The following is a 19930-nucleotide window of genomic DNA, read 5'->3' as shown; positions in this document are numbered from 1 at the left end:
CGGCGTAGAGCCCTCGGAGCAACCTGTCGACGTCTGTCATGCGGGTACGTTAACCTACCAAACACTTGTTAGGGAAGGAGCCACTGATGCCCGCCACCCGAACTGATGACCAGCAAGATCCGGTTGACGCCTCAGGACCGGAACGGCCCGACACCGCCCGGCCGGCCGACGCGCCGCCCGCGGAGCAGGTCGTCCTCTACGACCGCCGCGGCCCGGTCGCCTACGTCACCATGAACCGCCCGCGCTACCGCAACGCACAGAACTCGGCGATGACCTACGCCCTCGACGCCGCCTTCTACCGCGCCGCCGAGGACGGCGACGTCAAGGTCGTGGTCCTGGGCGGCGCGGGCGACCACTTCTCGGCGGGCCACGACATCGGGACGCCGGGCCGCGACGCCCATCTCCCGTTCGAGCGCCGCGCCGGGCTCTGGTGGGACCACTCCGACAAGCAGGGCGCCGAGTCCCGCTACGCCCGCGAGTCCGAGGTCTACCTCGGCATGTGCCGCCGCTGGCGCGAGCTGCCCAAACCCGTCGTCGCGTCGGTGCAAGGAGCCTGCGTCGCAGGCGGGTTGATGCTGGCCTGGGTCTGCGACCTGATCGTCGCCGCCGACGACGCCTTCTTCGCCGACCCGGTCGTGCGGATGGGCATCCCCGGCGTCGAGTACTTCGCCCACCCCTGGGTGATGCCGCCCCGGATCGCCAAGGAGTTCCTCTTCACCGGCGACCGCATGAGCGCCCAGCGCGCCCATGAGATCAGCATGGTCAACCGCGTCGTCCCCCGTGCCGAACTCGCCGACCGCACCCGCGAACTCGCCGAGCAGATCGCCGAGATGCCCCGCCTGGGCCTCGCCCTCACCAAACGCGCCGTCAACCAGGCGGAGGACCTCCAGGGCCTGCACGCCGGCATGGACTCGGTCTTCGGTCTGCACCACCTCGCGCACGCCCACAACGCGGAGGTCGCCACCGACTCGCTCGGCGGCATGGACATCGCCTCGATGAAGAAGAAGGCCGGCGCCTAGTGGACCTGCGACACTCCCCCGAGGTCGAGGCCTTCCGCGCCGAGGCCCGCGCCTGGCTGCGCGCCCACGTCCCGACCGTCCCGCTGCCGTCCCTGGAGACCCGCGAGGGCTTCGCCGCCCACCACACGTGGGAGGCCGAACTCCACGCCGACGGCTGGTCGGTGGTCTCCTGGCCGCAGGAGTTCGGCGGTCGTGGCCTCGACATCATGCACTGGCTGGTCCTCGAGGAGGAGTACTACGCCGCCGGTGCGCCGGGTCGGGTCTCCCAGAACGGCATCAACCTGCTCGCCCCCACCCTCTTCGACCACGGCACGGCCGAGCAGCGGGCCCGCGTCCTGCCCGCCATGGCCAGCGGACAGACCATCTGGGCGCAGGCCTGGTCCGAGCCCGAGTCCGGCTCCGACCTGGCGTCACTGCGCTCCGTCGCCGAACGGACCGACGGCGGCTGGCTGCTCAGCGGCCAGAAGACCTGGTCCTCCCGGGCCGCCTTCGCGGACCGCGCGTTCGGCCTCTTCCGCAGCGAACCGGGCCTGCCCAAACCGCACCAGGGCCTCACCTACCTGATGTTCGATCTTCGCGCACCGGGTGTGACGGTCCGTCCGATCGGGCGGCTGGACGGCAAACCGGCCTTCGCCGAGCTCTTCCTCGACCAGGTCTTCGTCCCCGACGAGGACGTCATCGGCGCTCCGGGTCAGGGCTGGCGCGTCGCGATGAGCACAGCGGGCAACGAGCGCGGCCTGACGCTCCGCTCCCCCGGCCGGTTCCTCGCCTCCGCGCAGCGGCTGGCCGCGCTGTGGCGGGAGAGCGGCGATCCGGAGCTCGCACCGCGCGTCGCGGACGCGCTGATCGGCGCCCGCGCCTACCAGCTTTTCACCTACGCCAACGCCTCACGCTTCGCCGCAGGCGCGGAGATCGGCGCGGAGTCCAGCCTCAACAAGGTCTTCTGGTCCGAGTTCGACATCGCCCTGCACGAGACCGCACTCGACCTGCTCGGCCCCGAGGCCGAACTGGCCTCCGGGCCTTGGGCGGAGAGCTGGGTCTTCTCCCTGGCCGGGCCGATCTACGCAGGGACCAACGAGATCCAGCGCGACATCATCGCCGAGCGGCTGCTCGGCCTGCCGAAGGGACGGCGGTAGCTGTGCGGTTCCTCCTCGACGACCAACAACGCGACTTCGTCCGCTCCCTGGACGCGCTGCTGGCCGCCTCCGACACCCCGGCCGTCGCCCGCTCCTGGGCGCTCGGGGACACGGCTCCGGGCCACGCGCTCCGGCTCCGGCTCGCCGACGCCGGCGTCTTCGCCCTGGCGGTGCCGGAGGAGTTCGACGGCGTCGGCCTCCTGCCGGTGGAGACGGCCCTGGCCTTCGAGCGCTTGGGCCGCCACGCGGTGCCGGGCCCGGCGGTCGAGACGGTGGCATCCGCCGTACTGCTGGCCGAGTTGGGTGATCCGGACCTGGGAAAGAGCTGGCTGCCGCGTCTCGCCTCCGGCCAGGCCTCGGCCACGCTACAGCTGTCCCACGGTTCTGACGCTGCGCCATTCCCCTTCGCCTCCGCCTGGGCGCTCGACGCCGACTCGGCAGACGTCGTGCTGCTGGTCCGTGGCCACGAGCTGTTCCTCGCCACGCCCTCGGGCGCCGCCCTCGCCTCGCTGGATCCGACGCGTCGGCTCTTCGCAGTCGAGCCCGCCGGTCCGGCCGTGGCGTCCGGCCCACGGGTTCGAGTCGCCGCCGAACGGGCGGGCCGCTGGGCCGCGTTGGCGACGGCAGCGCAGTCGCTCGGCGTCGGCCGTGCGCTGCTGGAGCAGACCGTCGCCTATGCGGGCCAACGCCGTCAGTTCGGCACTGCGATCGGCTCGTTCCAGGCGGTCAAGCACCGGCTCGCTGACGCGCTGCTCGCGCTGGAGTTCGCGCAGCCGCTGGTCCACGCCGCCGCGCTCTCTCTCGACCCCGTCGACATCGCCATGGCCAAGGTCGCCGCGGGCGAGGCCGGATACACCGCGGCCCGCGCCGCCCTGCAACTGCACGGCGCCGTCGGCTACACCGAGGAGCTTGACCTCTCACTCGGGCTGCGCAAGTCCCGACCGCTGCGCGACGCCTGGGGCGCACCCGCCGCCTGCCGCGCGCTGGTCCTCGCCGCCGGTCCGACGGAGGTCCGCGCGTGAGCGGAAACGACATGGCCGCCGGTAGGGGCACGGCCGGAAGAGACATGGCCGGTGGGGGCATGACCGGCAAAGACCTGGCCGGAGGCGATCCGACGCTCGACGGCAAGGTCGTGGTGATCACCGGGGCCGCACGCGGTCAAGGCGCGGTCGAGGCCCGGCTCTGCGCTGAGTCCGGCGCCCGGGTGGTGCTCACCGACGTGCTGGAGGAGCAGGGCCGGGCGACGGCCGCCGAGCTCGGCAGGGCCGCCGTGTTCGTCCCGCACGACGTGACCGACGCGTCCGGGTGGGCGGAGGTCGTCGCGACCGCCCTCGCGACCTTCGGCCGGGTGGACGCGCTGGTCAACAACGCCGCGCTGTGGCGGACGGCTTCGGTCGAGACCCAGACCCGGGCCGGCTTCGAGCAGCTGCTCCAGGTCAACCTGATCGGCCCGTTCCTCGGTATCCAGGCCGTCGTACCGGAGTTGAAGCGGGTCGACGGCGGGTCGATCGTCAACATCTCCTCCACCGCCGGGCTGGTCGGCATACCCGGCCACGCGGCTTACGGCTCCAGCAAGTTCGCCCTGCGCGGCCTGACCCGCTCCAGCGCCCTCGACCTCGGCCCGCACGGGATCCGGGTCAACTCCGTCCACCCGGGCGCGATCCGGACGCCGATGGTCGGCGAGGCGGTCGCCGGGCGCGACTGGTCGCACCTGGCCCTCGGGCGGATCGGCCAACCCGAGGAGGTGGCGGGCCTGGTGCGTTTCCTGGTCTCCGACGCGGCCTCCTACATCACCGGAGCCGAGTTCACCGTCGACGGAGGGATGACCACGGCATGACCCCCACTCCCGATCTGCTCTCCCCCACCGCCCGCGTGCTCTGCGACGCCATGGCCGCCCGCTTCCCCGACCCGGCCCGGGCCCCGCTGTCGGTGGCGTCCATGCGTGCCGCGTCCAAGGCCGGTGCCGCGCCTGGAGAGAAGCCGCCGGGCCCGGAGCTTGCCGAGGTCCGCGACCTGGTCCCCGGCGGCCCGGAGGACGTGCCGGTCCGGATGCGGCTGTACCGGCCGAACGGGCCGAGCGCAGGCGCCTCCGTCGGCGGGCCGCTGCTGCTCTTCTTTCACGGCGGCGGCTTCGTCATCTGCGACCTGGACACCCACGACCGCACCTCCCGGGAGTTGGCCCACCGCAGCGGCGCGACGGTCCTCTCCGTGGAGTACCGGCTGGCGCCCGAGCATCCCTTCCCCGCCGCGACGGAGGACGCCCGCGCCGCGCTGGCGTGGACGCTGTGCCACGCCGATGAGTTGGGCTGCGACCAGTCCCGGATCTTCGTCGGCGGCGACTCGGCGGGCGGCAATCTGGCGGCGGGCGCGGCGCTGAGCCTGGCCGTTGAGCGTAGGCAGGACGGCCGGCGCGGCCCTGCTCTGGCCGGCCAACTCCTCATCTACCCCTGCGTCGAGCAGCGTCTCCTCGGCGAGTCCGCCGAACTCTTCGGCGAGGGCTACTTCATGACCCTCGACCACCTGCGCTGGTTCACCGAGCAGTACCTGGGCCCGGCGGCGACGGGTCCGGCCGCACTCGGACCACTCGCCTCCCCGGGCCTCGCCCCGGACCTGTCCGGCATGCCGCCCGCGCTCCTCGTCGTCGCCGACTGCGACGTCCTCCGCGACCAGAGCCTCGCCTACGCACGCCGCCTGGCCGCCGTCGGCGTCCCGGTGGAGGTCCACCTGTATCCCGGCGCCTTCCACGGCTTCCTCGGCGTCCTCGACCACCTCCCTGCGGCGGACACCGCCCTCACCGACGCGGCGACCTGGCTGCGCGAACGGGGAGCGTAGCCCCCCAGGCCCTGTCGTCAAACTCCCGCCGGGCCCGGCTCGCCTGGCACGGGCCGCTGCTGCGTTGTCGGATCGCCCAAGTACGGCCCAGTACGAGGGCGATCCTCCGCCTTGCAGCTGTCCGCACCAGACGACCCGGGCTGACCCGACGCGAGTTTGACGACAGGGCCCAGCCCCCCGTTCAGCGGGTCTCCTCTTCCGTCCTCGCCGTCGCTGGGCCACCATGGGAGCACGAACCGTCACCAGCAGTTCAGACACGACACCGGGCAAGGAGTCGTCATGAGGTTGGGCAAACTGGTCGCAACGGGCGTCGCGGAGGACGTGCTCGTCGAGGAGACGCACGAGGAAGCCCCGCAGCTCGACACCGCTGAACAGCTCAGCAGTACCCGTCCGGACGCTGTTCCGGAGACCGTCCCGGCGCGGGCGGGTTCGAGCGCGGAGCAGTGAGTCCTTTCGGCCGGTCCCGTACTCCCCGCGAGTCCCCGGACCGGCCGCCCGTCGGCTACAAGATCGCCCGCCCGCTGCTGTCCGCCGACGGCGCCAGGCTGGGTTTCCGCGGGGTGTCGCTCGGCGCGGACATCGTCTACGGTCCCGTCGACGACGCCCGCTGCGGCTACGAGCGACGTCACAAGCCACCGTCACGCTGGTGCGCCTGCGGCTTCTACGCCGTGCACGACCTGGCCACCGCCTTGGAGCTGGGCTGCGCCACGGAGTACCGGGAGACCGTCGTGCTCGAGGTGGCGGTGATCGGCGCGTACCTGCGCCACGAGCACGGACTGCGCTTCGAGCGCCAGCGCGTGCGCCGGATCCTGCTGCCGCGCTGCGTGTGCGGCCGTCCGTCCGAGGGCGTGCTGGACACCGGCGAGGGCCTGATCGGCTGGCGCGCGATCACCGGCAGTTGCGCGGTCTGCGCCGCCAACCGCCCGCTGCTGCGCTTCGACGCCTACGCCCGCCTGGCCGGGCGCGGGGTCACGGCGGCGTACGACGAACGCATCGCGCCCCCGATCCGCTCCCCGTTCGCGCCGCCGCCGCTCACGCCCGGCCCGTTCGACGAGTCGGTGACCGGCACGGACGCGGTCGTGCCGCAGCTCGCGGCGGAAGCCGCCCTGCTCCAGGCCCGCCTGGACTGGTTCCAGCTCCAGATCGACCGCCTGACCGGCACCGCCAACGACTGACGTCGACGGCCTGGACGCCTGCACGCCTGCACGGCCCCATCGGGCGCGCCTGGATCCGTCAGACCCCCGCGCTAGGGTTTCCCCATGGTGGACACGGCGGACACGACGGTGCAGAGCGCGCCCGTACGGGTGGATGCGTGGATCTGGTCGGTACGGCTGGCCAAGACCCGTTCCGCCGCCGGTGCCGCCTGCCGGGCCGGGCATGTCCGGGTGAACGGCGAGCGAGCCAAGCCCGCGCAGCCGGTCAAACCGGGTGACGAGGTCCGACTCCGCCAGGAGGGCCGCGAGCGGATCGTGGTCGTCACGAGGACGATCAGCAAGCGCGTCGGTGCGCCCGTCGCCGCCGAGTGCCTCGTCGACAAGAGCCCGCCGCCCCCGCCCCGCGAGCTGCTCGCCGCGGTCCCGGTGCGGGACCGCGGCGCCGGCCGTCCGACCAAGCGGGACCGCCGCGAGATCAACAAGCTCAGAGGATCGTGACAGCTCAGACAGTCTTGTTCAGGGGCCCTTGCTCAGGGGCCCTTGTTCGGAGGCCCTTGTTCAGCGGGTCTTGACCGACACCGACGCGTAGCCGGCGACCTCCTCGCGGGTGATCGTCAGGTCCTCCTCGTCGACGCCCTCCCCGTCGGCCTGCCACTCGTTCAGGGCGACCACGCCCGGTCCGACCGGCTGCCAGCCGGGGCCCAGCGCAAAGCGTTCCACCTCGTCGTGCGATCGCGACATGATGTGCATGCCGGACGCGGCGTAGACCTGGGTCACCGCCTCGGCCACCTCGGGCGAGACGTAGTCGCCGCTGCCGTGTGAGAGGATCAGCATGCTGCCGGGCGCCAACTCCCGCTTGTAGCGGTCCAGCAGGCCGTACGGGTCGTCACTCTCCGGCAGGAAGTGCAGCAGTGCGACCACCAGCACCGCGACGGGCTGCCCCAGGTCGAGCAGCTCCTTGGTCGCCGGGGCGTTGAGGATCGCTGACGGGTCGTGGAAGTCGGCGTCCACGTACGCGGTCCGACCCTGGGGTGTGCTGCTGAGCAGCGCCCTGGCGTGGGTCAGCACCATCGGGTCGTTGTCGACGTAGACCACGCGCGCGTCGGGTGCGACCTGCTGGGCGACCTCATGGGTGTTGTTGGACGTCGGGATACCGGTCCCGATGTCGAGGAACTGACGGATGCCCGCCCGTGCCGCATGCCTGACGGCGCGTCCCAGGAACCGGCGGTTGGCGCGGGCCGCGGTCGGTGCACTCGGCAGCAGCCGGACGACCTGCTCGGCAGCGGCGCGATCCGCCGGGAAGTTGTCCTTGCCGCCCAGGTAGTAGTCGTACATCCGCGCCGGATGCGGCACGTCCGTCCGCAGCTCGGGTGTCCGCTCCACGTCCCCGTCCGGTCCCTCCGCCCAGTCCCAGCTCTTGTCCTGCATCACGTGAGCCCCCTCTCTCGTGCGCTCAGACTACTCAGAGCACCCCGACAGCAGCACCCCGACACGTGGTGACATTCCATCGCCCCGCCGGTCCAAATCATGCTATCTGTGGGCGGCAGACTGAGAGCATGGATCACGGATCATTCACCCCCGGCCAACTCCGGTCCTTCTGTCTCGAATTCAACGGCGCAGAGGAAACATTCCCGTTCAATCCGGAGACCTCGGTCTTCAAGGTGGGCGGCAAGATCTTCGCCATCTCCGAACTCGACGCCGCACGGCTGCAGATCAGTCTCAAGTGCGACCCCGAGCTCGCCGTCCGGCTGCGCGCCGAGCACCCGGAGATCACCGGCGGCTGGCACCTCAACAAGAAGCACTGGAACACGGTCAAGTTGGACGGCTCGCTGAACGACCCGCTGGTCAGGGAGATGATCGAGGACTCCTACGACCTCGTCGTCTCCTCGCTCCCCCGCAGACAGCAACTCCTCCTCGACTGGCCGGGACTTCGCGCGAAGTGACGGAACCGTCCCGGTCCTGCCACAGTGCGCGCGGGTGACAGCACCGGGGGTGACTGCGCGCGGATTCGGGGGCACGCTAACGTGCGGAGCAGAGAACGTGCGCAGCAGAGAGCGTGCGCAACAGCGACAGACACCAGGTCCAGGACAAGGGGGGCAGCCACCATGCAGGCTGATGTCAAGGGCAGCACTCTGCCGGTGCTCGAGGTGCAGTTGGCACCCGGGGAGCTGGTCGTCACGCCGCACGGCGAGCTCTCGTGGATGTCGGCGAACGTGCAGATGACGCAGACCGTCGGCGGCCAGCAGGGCGGCGGTGGCGGCTTCATGGGCGCGATGAAGCGCGTGCTCGGCGGCGGCGGGCTGTTCCTGACGCAGTATCAGGCCCAGGGGGGACCGGCACTGGTGGCGTTCGCCGCCAAGGTGCCCGGCCACATCGTGCCGGTGGACATCATGCCCGGCCGCAGCTTCATGGTGCACCGTCACGGCTGGCTCTGCGGCACCCCCGGCATCACGCCCTCGGTCGGCCTGCAGCAGTCCTTCCGTGGCGGCCTCTGGGGCGGCGACGGCTTCGTGCTGCAGAAGCTGGAGGGCCAGGGCCGCGCCTGGATCGAGCTCTCCGGTGAGCTCACCACCTACACCCTCGGCCCCGGCCAGACCATGCTGGTGCACCCGGGCCATGTCGGCATGTTCGAACAGTCGGTGTCGTTCACCATCACCCGGATCCCCGGTATCGCCAACAAGATCTTCGGCGGCGACGGCTACCACCTGGTCGCCCTGACGGGTCCGGGCCAGATCTGGCTGCAGAGCATGACCCTGCCCGGCCTCGCCCACGCCCTGGCTCCCTACATGCCCGCCAACGAGGCCGCTCCGGCCGCAGGCGGCGGCATCGTCGGCAGCATGCTGCGTTCCTGACGAGCGATCAGCAGACGCCCCCAACCTTCCCTCACCTTTCCCTCCAACGCGTCTGATCCCGCGACACGCACGGTGCCGGTCCGGTGCCCCGCCCCTGAAGGAGCGGTCGGCACCGGACCGGCTCTGCGTCAGACGCGCACGCAGTCCACGTCGGGAGCACGGGACGACGCGTTGGAGAACTCGATCGTGTTGGCGCTGCCCGCGCTGAGCGTGACGTCGACAGTGACCGTCTGCGGCTGCGCCGCGCTGAACGTCCCCTTCGGCGGCACGCCCACCGTGTGGGCGACGCCGTCGACCGTCACCGTGACGCTGCGGGTGCTGCTTGCGCCGTTGATCAGACTGATCGCCAGCGGATAGGTGCCGTTGGCGACGGCCTTGACCCCCGTGATGGTCAACGTGCCCGACCCGGACGTGCCCGTGCCGATGTAGCCGACCCGCGCGCCGCCGGAGCAACCGCTCGCGCAGGTCACGACACGGGCGCCGCCCGCGAGGGTGTTGCCCGACGCCTCGGCCTCGTAGAGCGTGGGCTGCTGCGTGGGCGTGGGGCTGGGGCTCGGGCTGGCCGAACTGGAGGGCGAGGGAGTGGAGTTGGTGGCGGCCGGGTTCCAGTAGTCACCCGCCATCACGATGTAGACGATCATCTTGATCGTCTCGCCGTAGTAGGCGTCCCCGAACGGGTTGGTCGCCAACTGCTTCCAGATGGCGTCCGTCCAGGCCTGGTCGCCGGCGGCCATGGCGGCCGGACCGACCGAGTCGCCCGCCTCCTCCGCCTGGGTGTCGTTGGAGATGTTGGCGTTGGCGCAGTTCAGCTTGATGTGCGGCTGGACGTCGGCCGGATTGCCACCGGAGAGGCTCTTGGTGCAGGCCGACTCCTTCTTCGCGGTCTGGTAGGAGACCGACGCCGTGGTCGAGCCGTAGAGCAGCGCGTCGGTGCCCAGGTGCCAGGGCACGCGGATGGAGTTGTAGCCGACGATGTTGTCCGGCTGGTCCTCCTGGTAGTTGGCCGGAGCCGGGGAGGGGGAGGTGGTGTCGGCGTGGATGACGAAGTCCGACAGCAGGCCCGCGCTCGACGAGTACGTCGCGGTGTACTCACTGACGACCGCCTGCATCCGGTTCACGACCTTGGACCAGTCGTGGGCGGTGTCGTAGGCGGCGAAGGCGCGCAGGTGGTCGAGCATGTTGTCGGACGGACGGGTGTCGGTGTTCGGCCCGTCGTCCTCGCACTTCAAGTGGCCGTCGGGGGCAACGTCGTTGGCGTAGACCTTGGCCAACCAGGCCTTGGCGTCGGCCGTGTAGCCGCCCCATTGCTTGTCGGCCAGGATCAGCCCGTAGCCGATGTCGAGGTCCCCGTCGGTGGCCGCGTCGGGGGTTCCGGAGCTGTAGTACTTGCAGGTCTTGCCGTCCAACTGCCATTGCATCAGGCCCCACTGGTCCAGGTGGTCCTTGACCAGCTGCCAGAGACCGTTGAACTCGGTCTGGGCGTTGGAGTCGTAACCCGCCATCAGCGGCACGATGTTCATTCCGTAGCCCTGGGCCTCGGAGACCGTGCCGTTGTTGGTCGCGTCGTCGTCGCCCTTGGTGGAGACGTAGTACTCGTTCGAGGCGCAGCCGTGGACGAGGTAGGTGCTCTTCCACGAGTTGAACTGCTTCTCCACGGCGGCGTCGCGCGCGGACTGCGACGCGGAGGGCATCACGCCGACCTTGTACGTCTGGTGCTGCGGGAACGGCATCGCCGGCGTGGCGGCAGCGGTGGCGCTGCCCCCGCCCACAGCCACACCCACGGCGACGGTGGCCAGGGCGGCCACGCTCACAAGAGCGCGTTGCGGAGTACGGACCATCGACACTCCTTGCACGAGGAGTAAAGTTAGGAAAGTTTCCTAACCTGTTTTCCCGGGAGTCTTTCGCTTGGCCGTGAGCGCGTCAAGATGTCCCGCAAGATCCTCTACGGACGACTCACCCGATAGGCTCACTGAGCAGTCGAGTCCTCGGAATCGATCGCGGAATCACTCGCCGAGCGAGTCGCTGAGCCACTCGCTGAGCCGCTCGCCGAGCCACTCGCAGACGGAGGCAGCCGCCCATGCCCGACATCGCCCTGCTCACCGGTCGCACCATGCCCCGGGACGTCCCGGAGAACGACCTGCTGGTGGACGAGCTGCGACAGCTGGGCATCCGGGCCGAGGTCCACCCCTGGGACGAGCCGCTGGACTGGCCCTCCTTCGGCCTGGCCCTGGTCCGCACCACCTGGGACTACTGGGACCGCCTTGAGGAGTTCCTCTCCTTCGCCGACCACGCGGACGGCCGGACCGCCCTGCGCAACCCCGCCCAGGTGATCCGCTGGAACTGCCACAAGGGCTACCTGGTCGAACTCGCCGGACACGGCGTCCCGTCCATACCGACGCAGGTGCTCCGCCGGGGCGCCGACGGCAGGGCGGTCGACGCGGCGCTCGCCGCCTTCCGGGAGCAGCACGGCGAGGTGGAGGTCGTCGCCAAGCCCGCCGTCTCCGCCGGGGCGCGCGGCGCCCTTCGCGCGCTCCCCTCCGCGCCCGGCACAGCCGCCCATCTCGCGGACCTGCTGGAGCGCGGCGACGCCCTGCTGCAGCCGCTGGTCGAGTCGATCCTGACGCGGGGCGAGACCTCCCTGATCTTCTTCGGCGAGGAGTACAGCCACGCGGTCCGCAAGGTCCCCGCGCAGGGCGAGTACCGGATCCACGAGCACCACGGCGGCACGGTCCAGGCGCACAGCCCCTCCGACGCCGAACTCGCGACCGCACGCGCCGCGCTGGCCGCCGCCCCGGCGGCGACCGCATACGGGCGGGTCGACCTGGTCGAGCTGCCGTCCGGCCCGGCCGTGATGGAGCTGGAGCTGATCGAGCCCGAGCTCTTCCTGCCCTACGCGGACGGCGCGACCACGCGCTACGCCCGCCATCTCGCGGCCCTGCTGCCGTGACCACCAACCCGTCGGGCCCCGCGGCCGTCGACGTCGACCTCTGGCTGATCGACGCCCGCGCACCGGAGGCCGCCCCCGGCGCCGCCTCCGACCTGCTGGACGACGACGAACGCCAGCGGGCCGAGCGCTTCGTCCACGCGGCGGACCGACTGCTGTACGAAGTGGCGCATGTGACGCTCCGTCAAGTCCTGGGCTCGCACCTCGGCGTCGACCCCGCAGCGCTGGCCTTCGAGCGCGAACCCTGCCCCTGCTGCGACGCGCTCCACGGTCGGCCGCGGGTGGCCGCCAGGTCCGTTCCCGCTGGCCGGTCGCTGCCGCACTTCAACCTTTCCCACGGCGGCGACCTGGTGATGCTCGGGCTGGCCACCGTGCCGATCGGTGTCGACGTCGAACAGACCGCGTCCGCACGTGCGGTGGGCGAGGTCCGCGGCCTGCTCCACCCTGCCGAGCAGCAGGAGCTCGCCGCCGAGCGGACGTCGACCGAAGGCGAGGCCTTCTCCCGGATCTGGACCCGCAAGGAGGCCTACCTCAAGGGCCTGGGCACCGGCCTCGGCCGCGACCTGTCCGAGGACTACCTCGGCACCACCGGCGCCGCGCCCGGACCGTCCGGTTGGACCGTCCTCGACATCCCGGCCGGCCCCGACCATGCCGCCGCCGTCGCCGTCCAGGCTCCCGCCGCCCGCTACACACTGCGGCGCAGCGTCTCCGCCTGACGCGCCGCTCCCGCCGCTCCGTCTGCGGAGCCCCGGCGACCTCAGCGGATGCCGGGACCCCCTCCGGCCGGAGGGGCGCTGGGCACCTCGATGCCGATGCCCGGGAAGCCGTCCTCGGAAGAGATCCTTACCAGCCAGCAGTCGCCGTTTTCGAACGTTTATTTCCAGCCAAATCCGGATTTCTTCGGTTCGCACACGTCACGCGCCCGTGCGGGCGCGCCCGCACGCGGACGCACCGCTCCCACCACGGGCCCTTCCCGCTCCCGAACGGCTCAGACCGTGCTGTCGCCCGCTCCTCAGGCCCACAGAGGATGGACGCGCTCGGCGTGCCGCCAGGGCCGCCGAGGGGTTAGGTGGAACCTGGAAGGAGGAGTGAACCGTGGGCATTGAGCTGTCGCGCGAGCGAGCCGCAGACCACATCCACGGAGTCTGCTTCAAGACCGGCCCGCCCCGGCATGTGGGTGTCGAGCTCGAATGGCTCGTGCACGACCGCAACCGGCCGCACAGTCCGGTCACCCTGGAGCGACTCGACGCCGCGCTGGCGCCGATCACCGAGGGAACGACCGCAGGAGGGCCGGCCCGGGCGGCGAACGGATCCCGTCACAACGGCGTCCGCCCCGGCGGTGTCCGTTCCGGCGATGTTCGTTCCGGCGGCGGACTTCCGCATCGCACCGCCCTGACCCGTGAGCCGGGTGGGCAGTTGGAGCTCAGCGCTCCGCCCGCCCCCGACGTGGTCGCCTGCGTGGCCACCGCGGCGGAGGATCTGGACGTGGTCAGGCGCACGCTCGCAGACAAGGGTCTGCAACTCCGCGGCTACGGGCTCGACCCGTTCCGCAACCCGCCGCGGGTACTCGACCATCCCCGCTATGCGGCGATGGAGACCTATCTCGACCGCATCGGCCCGTGGGGCCGGATGATGATGCGCGCCACGGCCGCCGTCCAGGTCAACTTGGACGCGGGCACCGAGGGCGCGGGGCCGACCGGGTATCGCGAGCGGTGGCAACTGGTGCACCGGCTCGGGCCGGTGCTCGTCGCCGCCTTCGCCAACTCCCCGCTCTGGCACGGGAAGCCCACCGGTTGGCGGTCCACCCGCCAGGCCGCCTGGGAACACCTCGACCCGAGCCGTACCCGTCCGCCGGGACCGGCCGTGAACGGTGAGCGCCCGGTCGGCGGGTGGCACGGCGGGCCGTCCGACGAGGGGCCGGACGGGGATCCGCGCTCCGCATGGGTGCGGTACGCGATGAGCGCCGGGCTGCTCTGCCTGCGCCGCGACGCCCCGAAGGACTGGACCTCGCCGCCCGGACACACCTTCGCCTCCTGGTTGGCGGGCCGCATCGCCGAACGTCCGCCGACCCTGGACGACCTCGACTACCACCTCAGCACCCTCTTCCCGCCGGTCCGACCGCGCGGGTACCTGGAGCTGCGCATGATCGATGCCCAACCCGGGGACGGCTGGATCGTCCCGGCGCTGGTCGCGGCCACCCTGATGGACGACCCGGCCGCCGCGCAGGTGGCCTGGGCGGCGACCGAGCCGCTCTGCCCGAACGGCTCCACGATGCCGCCGCGCACGATGTGGACCCGCGCCGCACGCATGGGCCTGTCCGCACCCGAGCTCGCCAAGGCCGCTCTGACCTGCTTCGCCGCCGTGGACTCGGCGCTGTCCCGCCCCGATGTCCCCACCGCACTGCGCGGTGCCGTCGCGGCCTTCGCGCAGCGCTACCCCGAACGCGGGCGATGTCCGGCCGACGACCTGCTGGACGACCGCGTGGCCCGGCCGAACCGCCTGGAAGGAAGCCACCGATGACCGACACCTTCCCGACTTCGACCAACAGCCCGACGCCGGATAGCCAAGCGAAGCCCGATCAGAATCTGACATCCGGCCAGGAGCTGACGCCGGATCAGCAGTCGACGCCGGCCGCCGACACCGAAGCGCTGCGGGCCCGTGCCCGCGAGGCGCTGGAGCGGGCGCGCCGCCGCACCCTCGCGCTCACCGACTGCCTCGACGACGAAGGGCTGAGCGCCCAGCACTCGCCGCTGATGTCCCCGCTGGTCTGGGACCTGGCGCACATCGGCAACCAAGAGGAGATCTGGCTGGTCCGCGAGGGCGGCGGCCGTCCCGCACTGCGACCCGATCTCGACCCGCTCTACGACGCGTTCCAGCACCCGCGCGCCGACCGTCCGGCGCTGCCGCTGCTCCCGCCCGACCCGGCCCGCCACTACACCGCCGCCGTCCGCCGGCAGGCGTTCGAGGTCCTGGACGGCGCGGACCTCGGGCCGGAGCAGGATCCCTTGCTGGCACGGGGGTTCGTCTTCGGCATGCTGGCCCAGCACGAGCAGCAGCACGACGAGACCATGCTGGCCACCCACCAACTGCGGCGCGGACCCGCCGTGTTGCACGCGCCCGCACCGGCGCCCGCTCCGGCCGACACCGCCTCGCTCCCGGCCGAAGTCCTCATCCCCGGCGGCCCGTTCACCATGGGGACCGGCGGCCCGGAGACGCGTGGCGGCTCGTTCCACGCGTCAGAAGACGCCGCCGACCCGTGGGCGTTGGACAACGAACGTCCCGCGCACCAGGTCCAGGTGGCCTCGTTCTGGCTGGACACGGTCCCGGTGAGCAACGCTGCCTACCAGCGGTTCATCGCCGACGGCGGCTACCACGAGGCCCGTTGGTGGTCCACCGCCGGCTGGGCGCACCGGCTCCAGGCCGGTCTCGAAGCACCGCTGTTCTGGTCCCGTGACGACAGCGTTCCCGGCGGCTGGGTCCGCCGTCGGTTCGGCGTCACCGAGCCGGTGCCGGACGACGAGCCGGTCATGCACGTCTGCTGGTACGAGGCCGACGCGTACGCGCGTTGGGCCGGACGACGACTGCCGACCGAGGCCGAGTGGGAGAAGGCCGCCCGGCACGATCCCGCCACCGGCCGCTCGCGCCGCTACCCGTGGGGTGACGCCGACCCGACCCCGGAGCGGGCCAACCTCGGTCAACGCCACCTTCAGCCGGCTCCGGTCGGCAGCTATCCGGCGGGCGCATCGCCGTACGGGGCACGGCAGTTGATCGGAGACGTCTGGGAGTGGACCTCCGGCGACTTCCTGCCGCACCCGGGCTTCGTCGCGTTCCCGTACAAGGAGTACTCGGAGGTCTTCTTCGGCCCCGACTACAAGGTGCTGCGCGGCGGCGCATTCGGCGTCGGCCCGGTGGCCTGCCGCGGCACCTTCCGCAACTGGGACTACCCGATCCGCCGCCAGATCTTCTGCGGCTTCCGGACGGCGCGGGACGCCGGAACGGACAGCCTGCGGGCCGACGAGCTTCCGAACCAGCCCGAGGAGCACATGCCCTGATGTGCCGTCATCTCGCATACCTCGGCCCGTCCGTGACCCTGGAGGCGCTGCTGCTGCGGCCCGGTCACGGGCTCTACCAGCAGTCCTGGGAACCACGACGGCAGACCCACGGAACCGTCAACGCCGATGGCTTCGGCGTCGGTTGGTATCCGGACATCGCGGCACCGGGCGTGGCGGAGGAAGGTACGGCCGAGGCGGGCGCGGCCGAGGAGGGCGCGGACGCGCCCGTCCCTTCCCGCTACCGGCGGTCCGTGCCGATCTGGGCCGACGCCAACCTGCCCGACCTGGTCCGCTCGGTCCGCAGCCCCGCCGCGCTGGCCGCGGTCCGCTCGGCCACGGCGGGCACCAGCCCGGACGAGTCCGCTGCCGCACCCTTCCGCGACGGCCGCCACTTGTTCAGTCACAACGGCGCGGTCCCCGAGTGGACCCGGCTCCCCGACGCGATCGCGGCGGGTCGCGGCCCGGGCGCGGGCGCCCCGCTGGGTGCCGCCGACCTGCTCGCCCTGGAGGCCCACAGCGACGCGGCGCTGCTCTGGGCCATGCTGGTCCGCCGCCTGCGCCGTGGCGAGCCCGCGGGCGGAGCGCTGGCCGCGCTGGTCCGGCAGGTGGCGTCGGTCCGCCCTGAGGCGCGGTTGAACCTGCTGCTCACCGACGGCGAGGCCATCGCCGCCACCCGCTTCGGCGACACCCTCTGGTACCGGCACGCGCCGGGCCGCGTGCTCGTCGCCTCCGAGCCGGACGACGAACCGGCGAGCGCGACCACGGGCCACTGGCAGGAAGTCCCCGACCGCTCCCTCCTGCTCGCCACCCGGGCGCGGGTCCGCATCGTCCCGCTCAGGCCCGTCAGACGACCCCGACGAACCCTCGTCAGGAACGAACCGGAGACGCACCGCATGATCACGGATCGCCCGCGCTTCACCCTGGACAACCGGCTCCCGGCCGATCACCTCACCAACGCCCTGCGCAAGGACGTCACTGAGGGCCTGACCGCCCGTCCGAAGACGTTGCCGCCCAAGTGGTTCTACGACGCGCACGGGAGCGAGCTGTTCGAGCAGATCACCGGGCTCCCCGAGTACTACCCGACCCGCGCCGAGCAGGAGATCCTCACCCGCCGCGCGCCCGAGATCGCGGCCCTGACCCGCGCCGCGACCCTCTTCGAACTCGGCTCCGGCTCCTCACGCAAGACCCGGCTCCTGCTCGACGCGCTCACCACGGCGGGGACGCTCTCCTGTTACGCACCGCTCGACGTCAGCCCGAGCGCGCTGGAGCAGGCAGGGGCCGCCCTGGTCCGCGACTACCCCGGGCTGCGCGTCGCCGCGACCGTCACCGACTTCGAGGCCGACCTCGCCCTCCCGCCGGACGCACCCGGGCCTCGCTTGGTCGCGTTCCTCGGCAGCACCATCGGCAACCTCGACCCGGAACAGCGCGCATCCTTCTACCGCTCCCTGCGCCGCACGCTCAGTGCCGACGACGTGCTGCTCCTCGGCGCCGACCTGGTCAAGGACCGGGGCGTGCTCGTCCGCGCGTACGACGACAGCGCGGGCGTGACGGCGGAGTTCAACAAGAACGTGCTCAACGTCATCGACCGTGAGCTCGAAGCCGACTTCGACCCCGACGCCTTCGCCCACGTCGCGCTCTGGAACGCACAGGAGGAGCGCATCGAGATGCACCTGCGCTCCCTGCGTGCCCAGTCCGTCAAGGTGCCCGCGCTCGACCTCTCGGTCGACTTCGCACCGGACGAGCTGATGCGCACGGAGATCTCCTGCAAGTTCCGCCGCGACTCCCTCACCGCGGAGCTGGCCGCCCAAGGCCTCACCGTCCGCCACTGGTGGACCGACGAGGCCGAACGCTTCGCCCTCCTCCTGGCGGTCCCCAGCCGCTGACCCCTGCCCGCACGCCGGCAGCCCGACGGGAAGGCCAGATGGGAAGGGCCCGGCCGGAGATTCCGGCCGGCCCTTGCGCCGTTCTCCGGGGTTCACGGGTTCCGGAGTTCCGGGTCTCCCGGAACTCCCCGCCGTCCGGCGGGAACTGTGCGGGAACCGTATTCCGTTTGACATCCGACTGCCCCTGTTGCCAGTGGCACACGTTTGGTAATGTACACGCCAGCGCAGTTCAACCCCTGAACTGCGGAAACGTCGCCATGATCGCGCAACTGCCCAGGGGTTGTTTCAGTGCGCCCCCGGCAGGAGCCCAGGACGTCGGGTGGTGGAGACCCCTGGGCGCAACGCCCACGGCGGCGGTTGGTGATTAGCCAGAGCGTGGGCATCGGAGACCCGAGGTCGCGGCGCAGCACGCTGTGAGGTGCTCCATGTCCGTCCGTCCCCGTCCCGGTGAGCGCTCCGCCACTGACCGCGCAGGTCGCACGGGCGAGCAATCCGGGCGGGAAGACGGCGATGTGGGTGCGGGACCGGCTCAAGGGAATACCGGATCGACGAGCGCGGCTGGCGCACTCCCGAGGACGGGGGCTGCCGCCATCCGATAACGCGATCGTGTCTCCCTGCGACCCCCCGCTACAGCCGCGGGGACACGCCACCTGCTGGAAGGGATACCTGACGCACGTCACCGAGAGCTGCAACGACGACGCGGTCAACGTGATCACGAATGTGGCGCCCACCGAGGCCCCCGACTCCGACTCCCGTGCCATGCCTGCGCAGCACCTGATCGGCACCGGCTACACCACACTCGTCCACCAGGAAAACGAGTGCTCACCGTTAAAAAATCGAGGTCAGTCAGGCTGAGATGCCCTACCGTGACTTCACCAAGATATCACCCGCCAGTGTGCCTACCGCTAGAACGCTCATTCCATCACCCAAAGGCGCGCTGGACGCGGAAATTCCGACCAGGGAATCGTCAACCAGTTCGCCGGATGCCAGGTCCCATTGACGCAACACCTCATCATCACAAGCTGTAATAATCTGACCCCAGGTTTGAGGTGTTGCGAGCGAGGTCACGACGGCATCAACCTGAATCACAGGACCCAGGGGCTCACTCGTAAGAATGTCCCTGCAATGGATTTGTCCTTCAATATCTACTGCAGCAATCGCCGCACGCTGCCCAACATGACAGAATGCCAAATTCCTCACAGCGTCTCCCCCGACAATCACCGGCGTATTCACAGCAGATCCCGAGTCCGCCTCCCAAAACATGACCGTCCCAGTATCATCACCCGAAGCAATCAAGTGAGTACCATCTGGGAGGGCTCCGAACGCAACCGACATCACACTCCCCTCATGGCCCTTCAGAGGGGCACCAAAAAGTCGGCCGTCCGCTGGATCTAGGCGATACACCATCCCGTCGTGGCCAGCCGCCACAAGCATTGCTTGACCACGCCGGGAAACGCCGCCGCAAATACCCCAGAAATGCATATTGGGGGCGTCAATGGACGTGTCGAGCCGCCTTCCATTTGCCGCCTCCCATCGAAAGACGCCGGAATCCGTCGCGGTCGCGACAACTACTCGACTTCCCCGCTGAACGAGAGAGGCAATTCCATTGCACTCGTAGCTGGAAAAGAAATCACCTGCACGCCATACCGGTTCACCGGTCTTCGCGTTCCAGCATCGGAGATTTGCCCCCTCCCCGGGTCCTGCAGAGTAGAGCAAGACTTCCCCGTCAGGCGTGTTCATGATGTTCAGTGGCCAAGGTGGGCCGTCGTGGGCTCCACTGATTCGCACCTCAGCCGGCATGATCGAATGGGACATTTCGCCTCTTTGTGTACATTTGAGCGCTTTTCAATGCGCCATCTGGCGAGCGGCGCGCACGGATGCCACGACGGGAACTGTATCTCACACACCAGCCCACGAACACCGTTAGGCGTGAACAACTCCCGAAGTCAACTCGCCCACGAGAAGTCTAGGAACCCTCGTGGGCGAGTTGTTCTGGAGATGACTGCTACCTCAAGTCAATGACTGTTTCGACAATGCCCCCATCCAGATGCCCTCAAC

Annotated in this window: 18 protein-coding genes; 15 read left to right on the top strand and 3 right to left on the bottom strand. The window is 70.8% G+C overall.

Annotated elements, in window-relative coordinates; all coding sequences use genetic code 11:
- Positions 1-86: 86 nt before the first annotated feature.
- The 8 genes from ABH928_RS06965 to ABH928_RS06930 all read left to right on the top strand — a co-directional run bounded on the left by ABH928_RS06965 (position 87) and on the right by ABH928_RS06930 (position 6639).
- Positions 87-1019, top strand: coding sequence for an enoyl-CoA hydratase (locus ABH928_RS06965; RefSeq protein ID WP_370063211.1), 933 nt, complete (start codon positions 87-89; stop codon positions 1017-1019).
- Positions 1019-2155 carry an acyl-CoA dehydrogenase family protein gene (locus ABH928_RS06960; RefSeq protein WP_370063209.1) on the top strand — a complete coding sequence of 379 codons (1137 nt, stop codon included), beginning with the start codon at positions 1019-1021 and terminating at the stop codon, positions 2153-2155. Before ABH928_RS06965 ends, ABH928_RS06960 begins: the two co-directional genes overlap by 1 nt.
- A gap of 2 nt (positions 2156-2157) precedes the next feature.
- Complete coding sequence (locus ABH928_RS06955) at positions 2158-3177, top strand: acyl-CoA dehydrogenase family protein (protein ID WP_370063207.1); 1020 nt, start codon at positions 2158-2160, stop codon at positions 3175-3177.
- Positions 3178-3236: 59 nt separating this feature from the next.
- Positions 3237-3992, top strand: a complete 756-nt coding sequence (locus ABH928_RS06950) for a glucose 1-dehydrogenase (RefSeq protein ID WP_370063787.1) — start codon at positions 3237-3239, stop codon at positions 3990-3992.
- Complete coding sequence (locus tag ABH928_RS06945; protein WP_370063205.1) at positions 3989-4987, top strand: alpha/beta hydrolase; 999 nt, start codon at positions 3989-3991, stop codon at positions 4985-4987. Before ABH928_RS06950 ends, ABH928_RS06945 begins: the two co-directional genes overlap by 4 nt.
- 279 nt (positions 4988-5266) lie before the next feature.
- Positions 5267-5434 carry a hypothetical protein gene (locus ABH928_RS06940; protein WP_370063204.1) on the top strand — a complete coding sequence of 56 codons (168 nt, stop codon included), beginning with the start codon at positions 5267-5269 and terminating at the stop codon, positions 5432-5434.
- On the top strand, positions 5431-6162 hold the full coding sequence (locus tag ABH928_RS06935) for a hypothetical protein (protein WP_370063202.1): 732 nt from the start codon (positions 5431-5433) through the stop codon (positions 6160-6162). The genes ABH928_RS06940 and ABH928_RS06935 overlap by 4 nt, the downstream gene beginning before the upstream one ends.
- A gap of 84 nt (positions 6163-6246) precedes the next feature.
- The gene (locus ABH928_RS06930; RefSeq protein ID WP_370063200.1) at positions 6247-6639 is read left to right on the top strand and encodes an RNA-binding S4 domain-containing protein; all 393 of its coding nucleotides are present in this window, start codon (positions 6247-6249) and stop codon (positions 6637-6639) included.
- 60 nt (positions 6640-6699) lie between these two features.
- On the opposite strand, the gene ABH928_RS06925 is transcribed toward ABH928_RS06930, so the two are convergent.
- Positions 6700-7569, bottom strand: coding sequence for an SAM-dependent methyltransferase (locus ABH928_RS06925; protein WP_370063198.1), 870 nt, complete (start codon positions 7567-7569; stop codon positions 6700-6702).
- 128 nt (positions 7570-7697) lie between these two features.
- Between ABH928_RS06925 and ABH928_RS06920 the strand changes: the two genes are divergently transcribed.
- Together ABH928_RS06920 and ABH928_RS06915 are read left to right on the top strand one after the other, a co-directional pair.
- Positions 7698-8084, top strand: a complete 387-nt coding sequence (locus ABH928_RS06920; RefSeq protein WP_370063196.1) for an MmcQ/YjbR family DNA-binding protein — start codon at positions 7698-7700, stop codon at positions 8082-8084.
- Positions 8085-8246: 162 nt separating this feature from the next.
- Complete coding sequence (locus ABH928_RS06915; protein ID WP_370063194.1) at positions 8247-8993, top strand: AIM24 family protein; 747 nt, start codon at positions 8247-8249, stop codon at positions 8991-8993.
- Between the two features lie 128 nt (positions 8994-9121).
- Here ABH928_RS06915 and ABH928_RS06910 read toward each other — a convergent pair whose 3' ends face one another.
- Positions 9122-10831 (bottom strand): glycosyl hydrolase family 8, encoded by a 1710-nt coding sequence (locus tag ABH928_RS06910; RefSeq protein WP_370063192.1) that lies wholly within the window; start codon positions 10829-10831, stop codon positions 9122-9124.
- Between the two features lie 239 nt (positions 10832-11070).
- On the opposite strand from ABH928_RS06910, the gene ABH928_RS06905 reads away from it, so the two are divergent.
- The 5 genes from ABH928_RS06905 (at position 11071) to egtD (ending at position 17872) form a co-directional block, all read left to right on the top strand.
- Complete coding sequence (locus ABH928_RS06905; protein WP_370063190.1) at positions 11071-11940, top strand: RimK family alpha-L-glutamate ligase; 870 nt, start codon at positions 11071-11073, stop codon at positions 11938-11940.
- Entirely contained in the window at positions 11937-12653 is a 717-nt protein-coding gene (locus ABH928_RS06900) for a 4'-phosphopantetheinyl transferase superfamily protein (protein ID WP_370063188.1), read from the top strand. The genes ABH928_RS06905 and ABH928_RS06900 overlap by 4 nt, the downstream gene beginning before the upstream one ends.
- A gap of 379 nt (positions 12654-13032) precedes the next feature.
- A complete protein-coding gene (gene egtA, locus ABH928_RS06895) occupies positions 13033-14457 on the top strand; it encodes an ergothioneine biosynthesis glutamate--cysteine ligase EgtA (RefSeq protein ID WP_370063186.1) in 1425 nt (474 codons plus the stop codon).
- Positions 14454-15989 (top strand): ergothioneine biosynthesis protein EgtB, encoded by a 1536-nt coding sequence (egtB, locus tag ABH928_RS06890; protein WP_370063184.1) that lies wholly within the window; start codon positions 14454-14456, stop codon positions 15987-15989. Before egtA ends, egtB begins: the two co-directional genes overlap by 4 nt.
- Positions 15990-16882: 893 nt before the next feature.
- Positions 16883-17872: an L-histidine N(alpha)-methyltransferase gene (gene egtD / locus ABH928_RS06885; protein WP_370063785.1), complete on the top strand. Its 990-nt coding sequence runs from the start codon at positions 16883-16885 to the stop codon at positions 17870-17872.
- Positions 17873-18733: 861 nt separating this feature from the next.
- Here egtD and ABH928_RS06880 read toward each other — a convergent pair.
- On the bottom strand, positions 18734-19687 hold the full coding sequence (locus ABH928_RS06880; protein ID WP_370063182.1) for a WD40 repeat domain-containing protein: 954 nt from the start codon (positions 19685-19687) through the stop codon (positions 18734-18736).
- Between the last annotated feature and the right edge of the window lie 243 nt (positions 19688-19930).

This window comes from Streptacidiphilus sp. MAP5-3 (assembly GCF_041262505.1).
GTDB lineage: Bacteria > Actinomycetota > Actinomycetes > Streptomycetales > Streptomycetaceae > Streptacidiphilus.
This window is presented reverse-complemented; position numbering and strand designations above follow the sequence as displayed.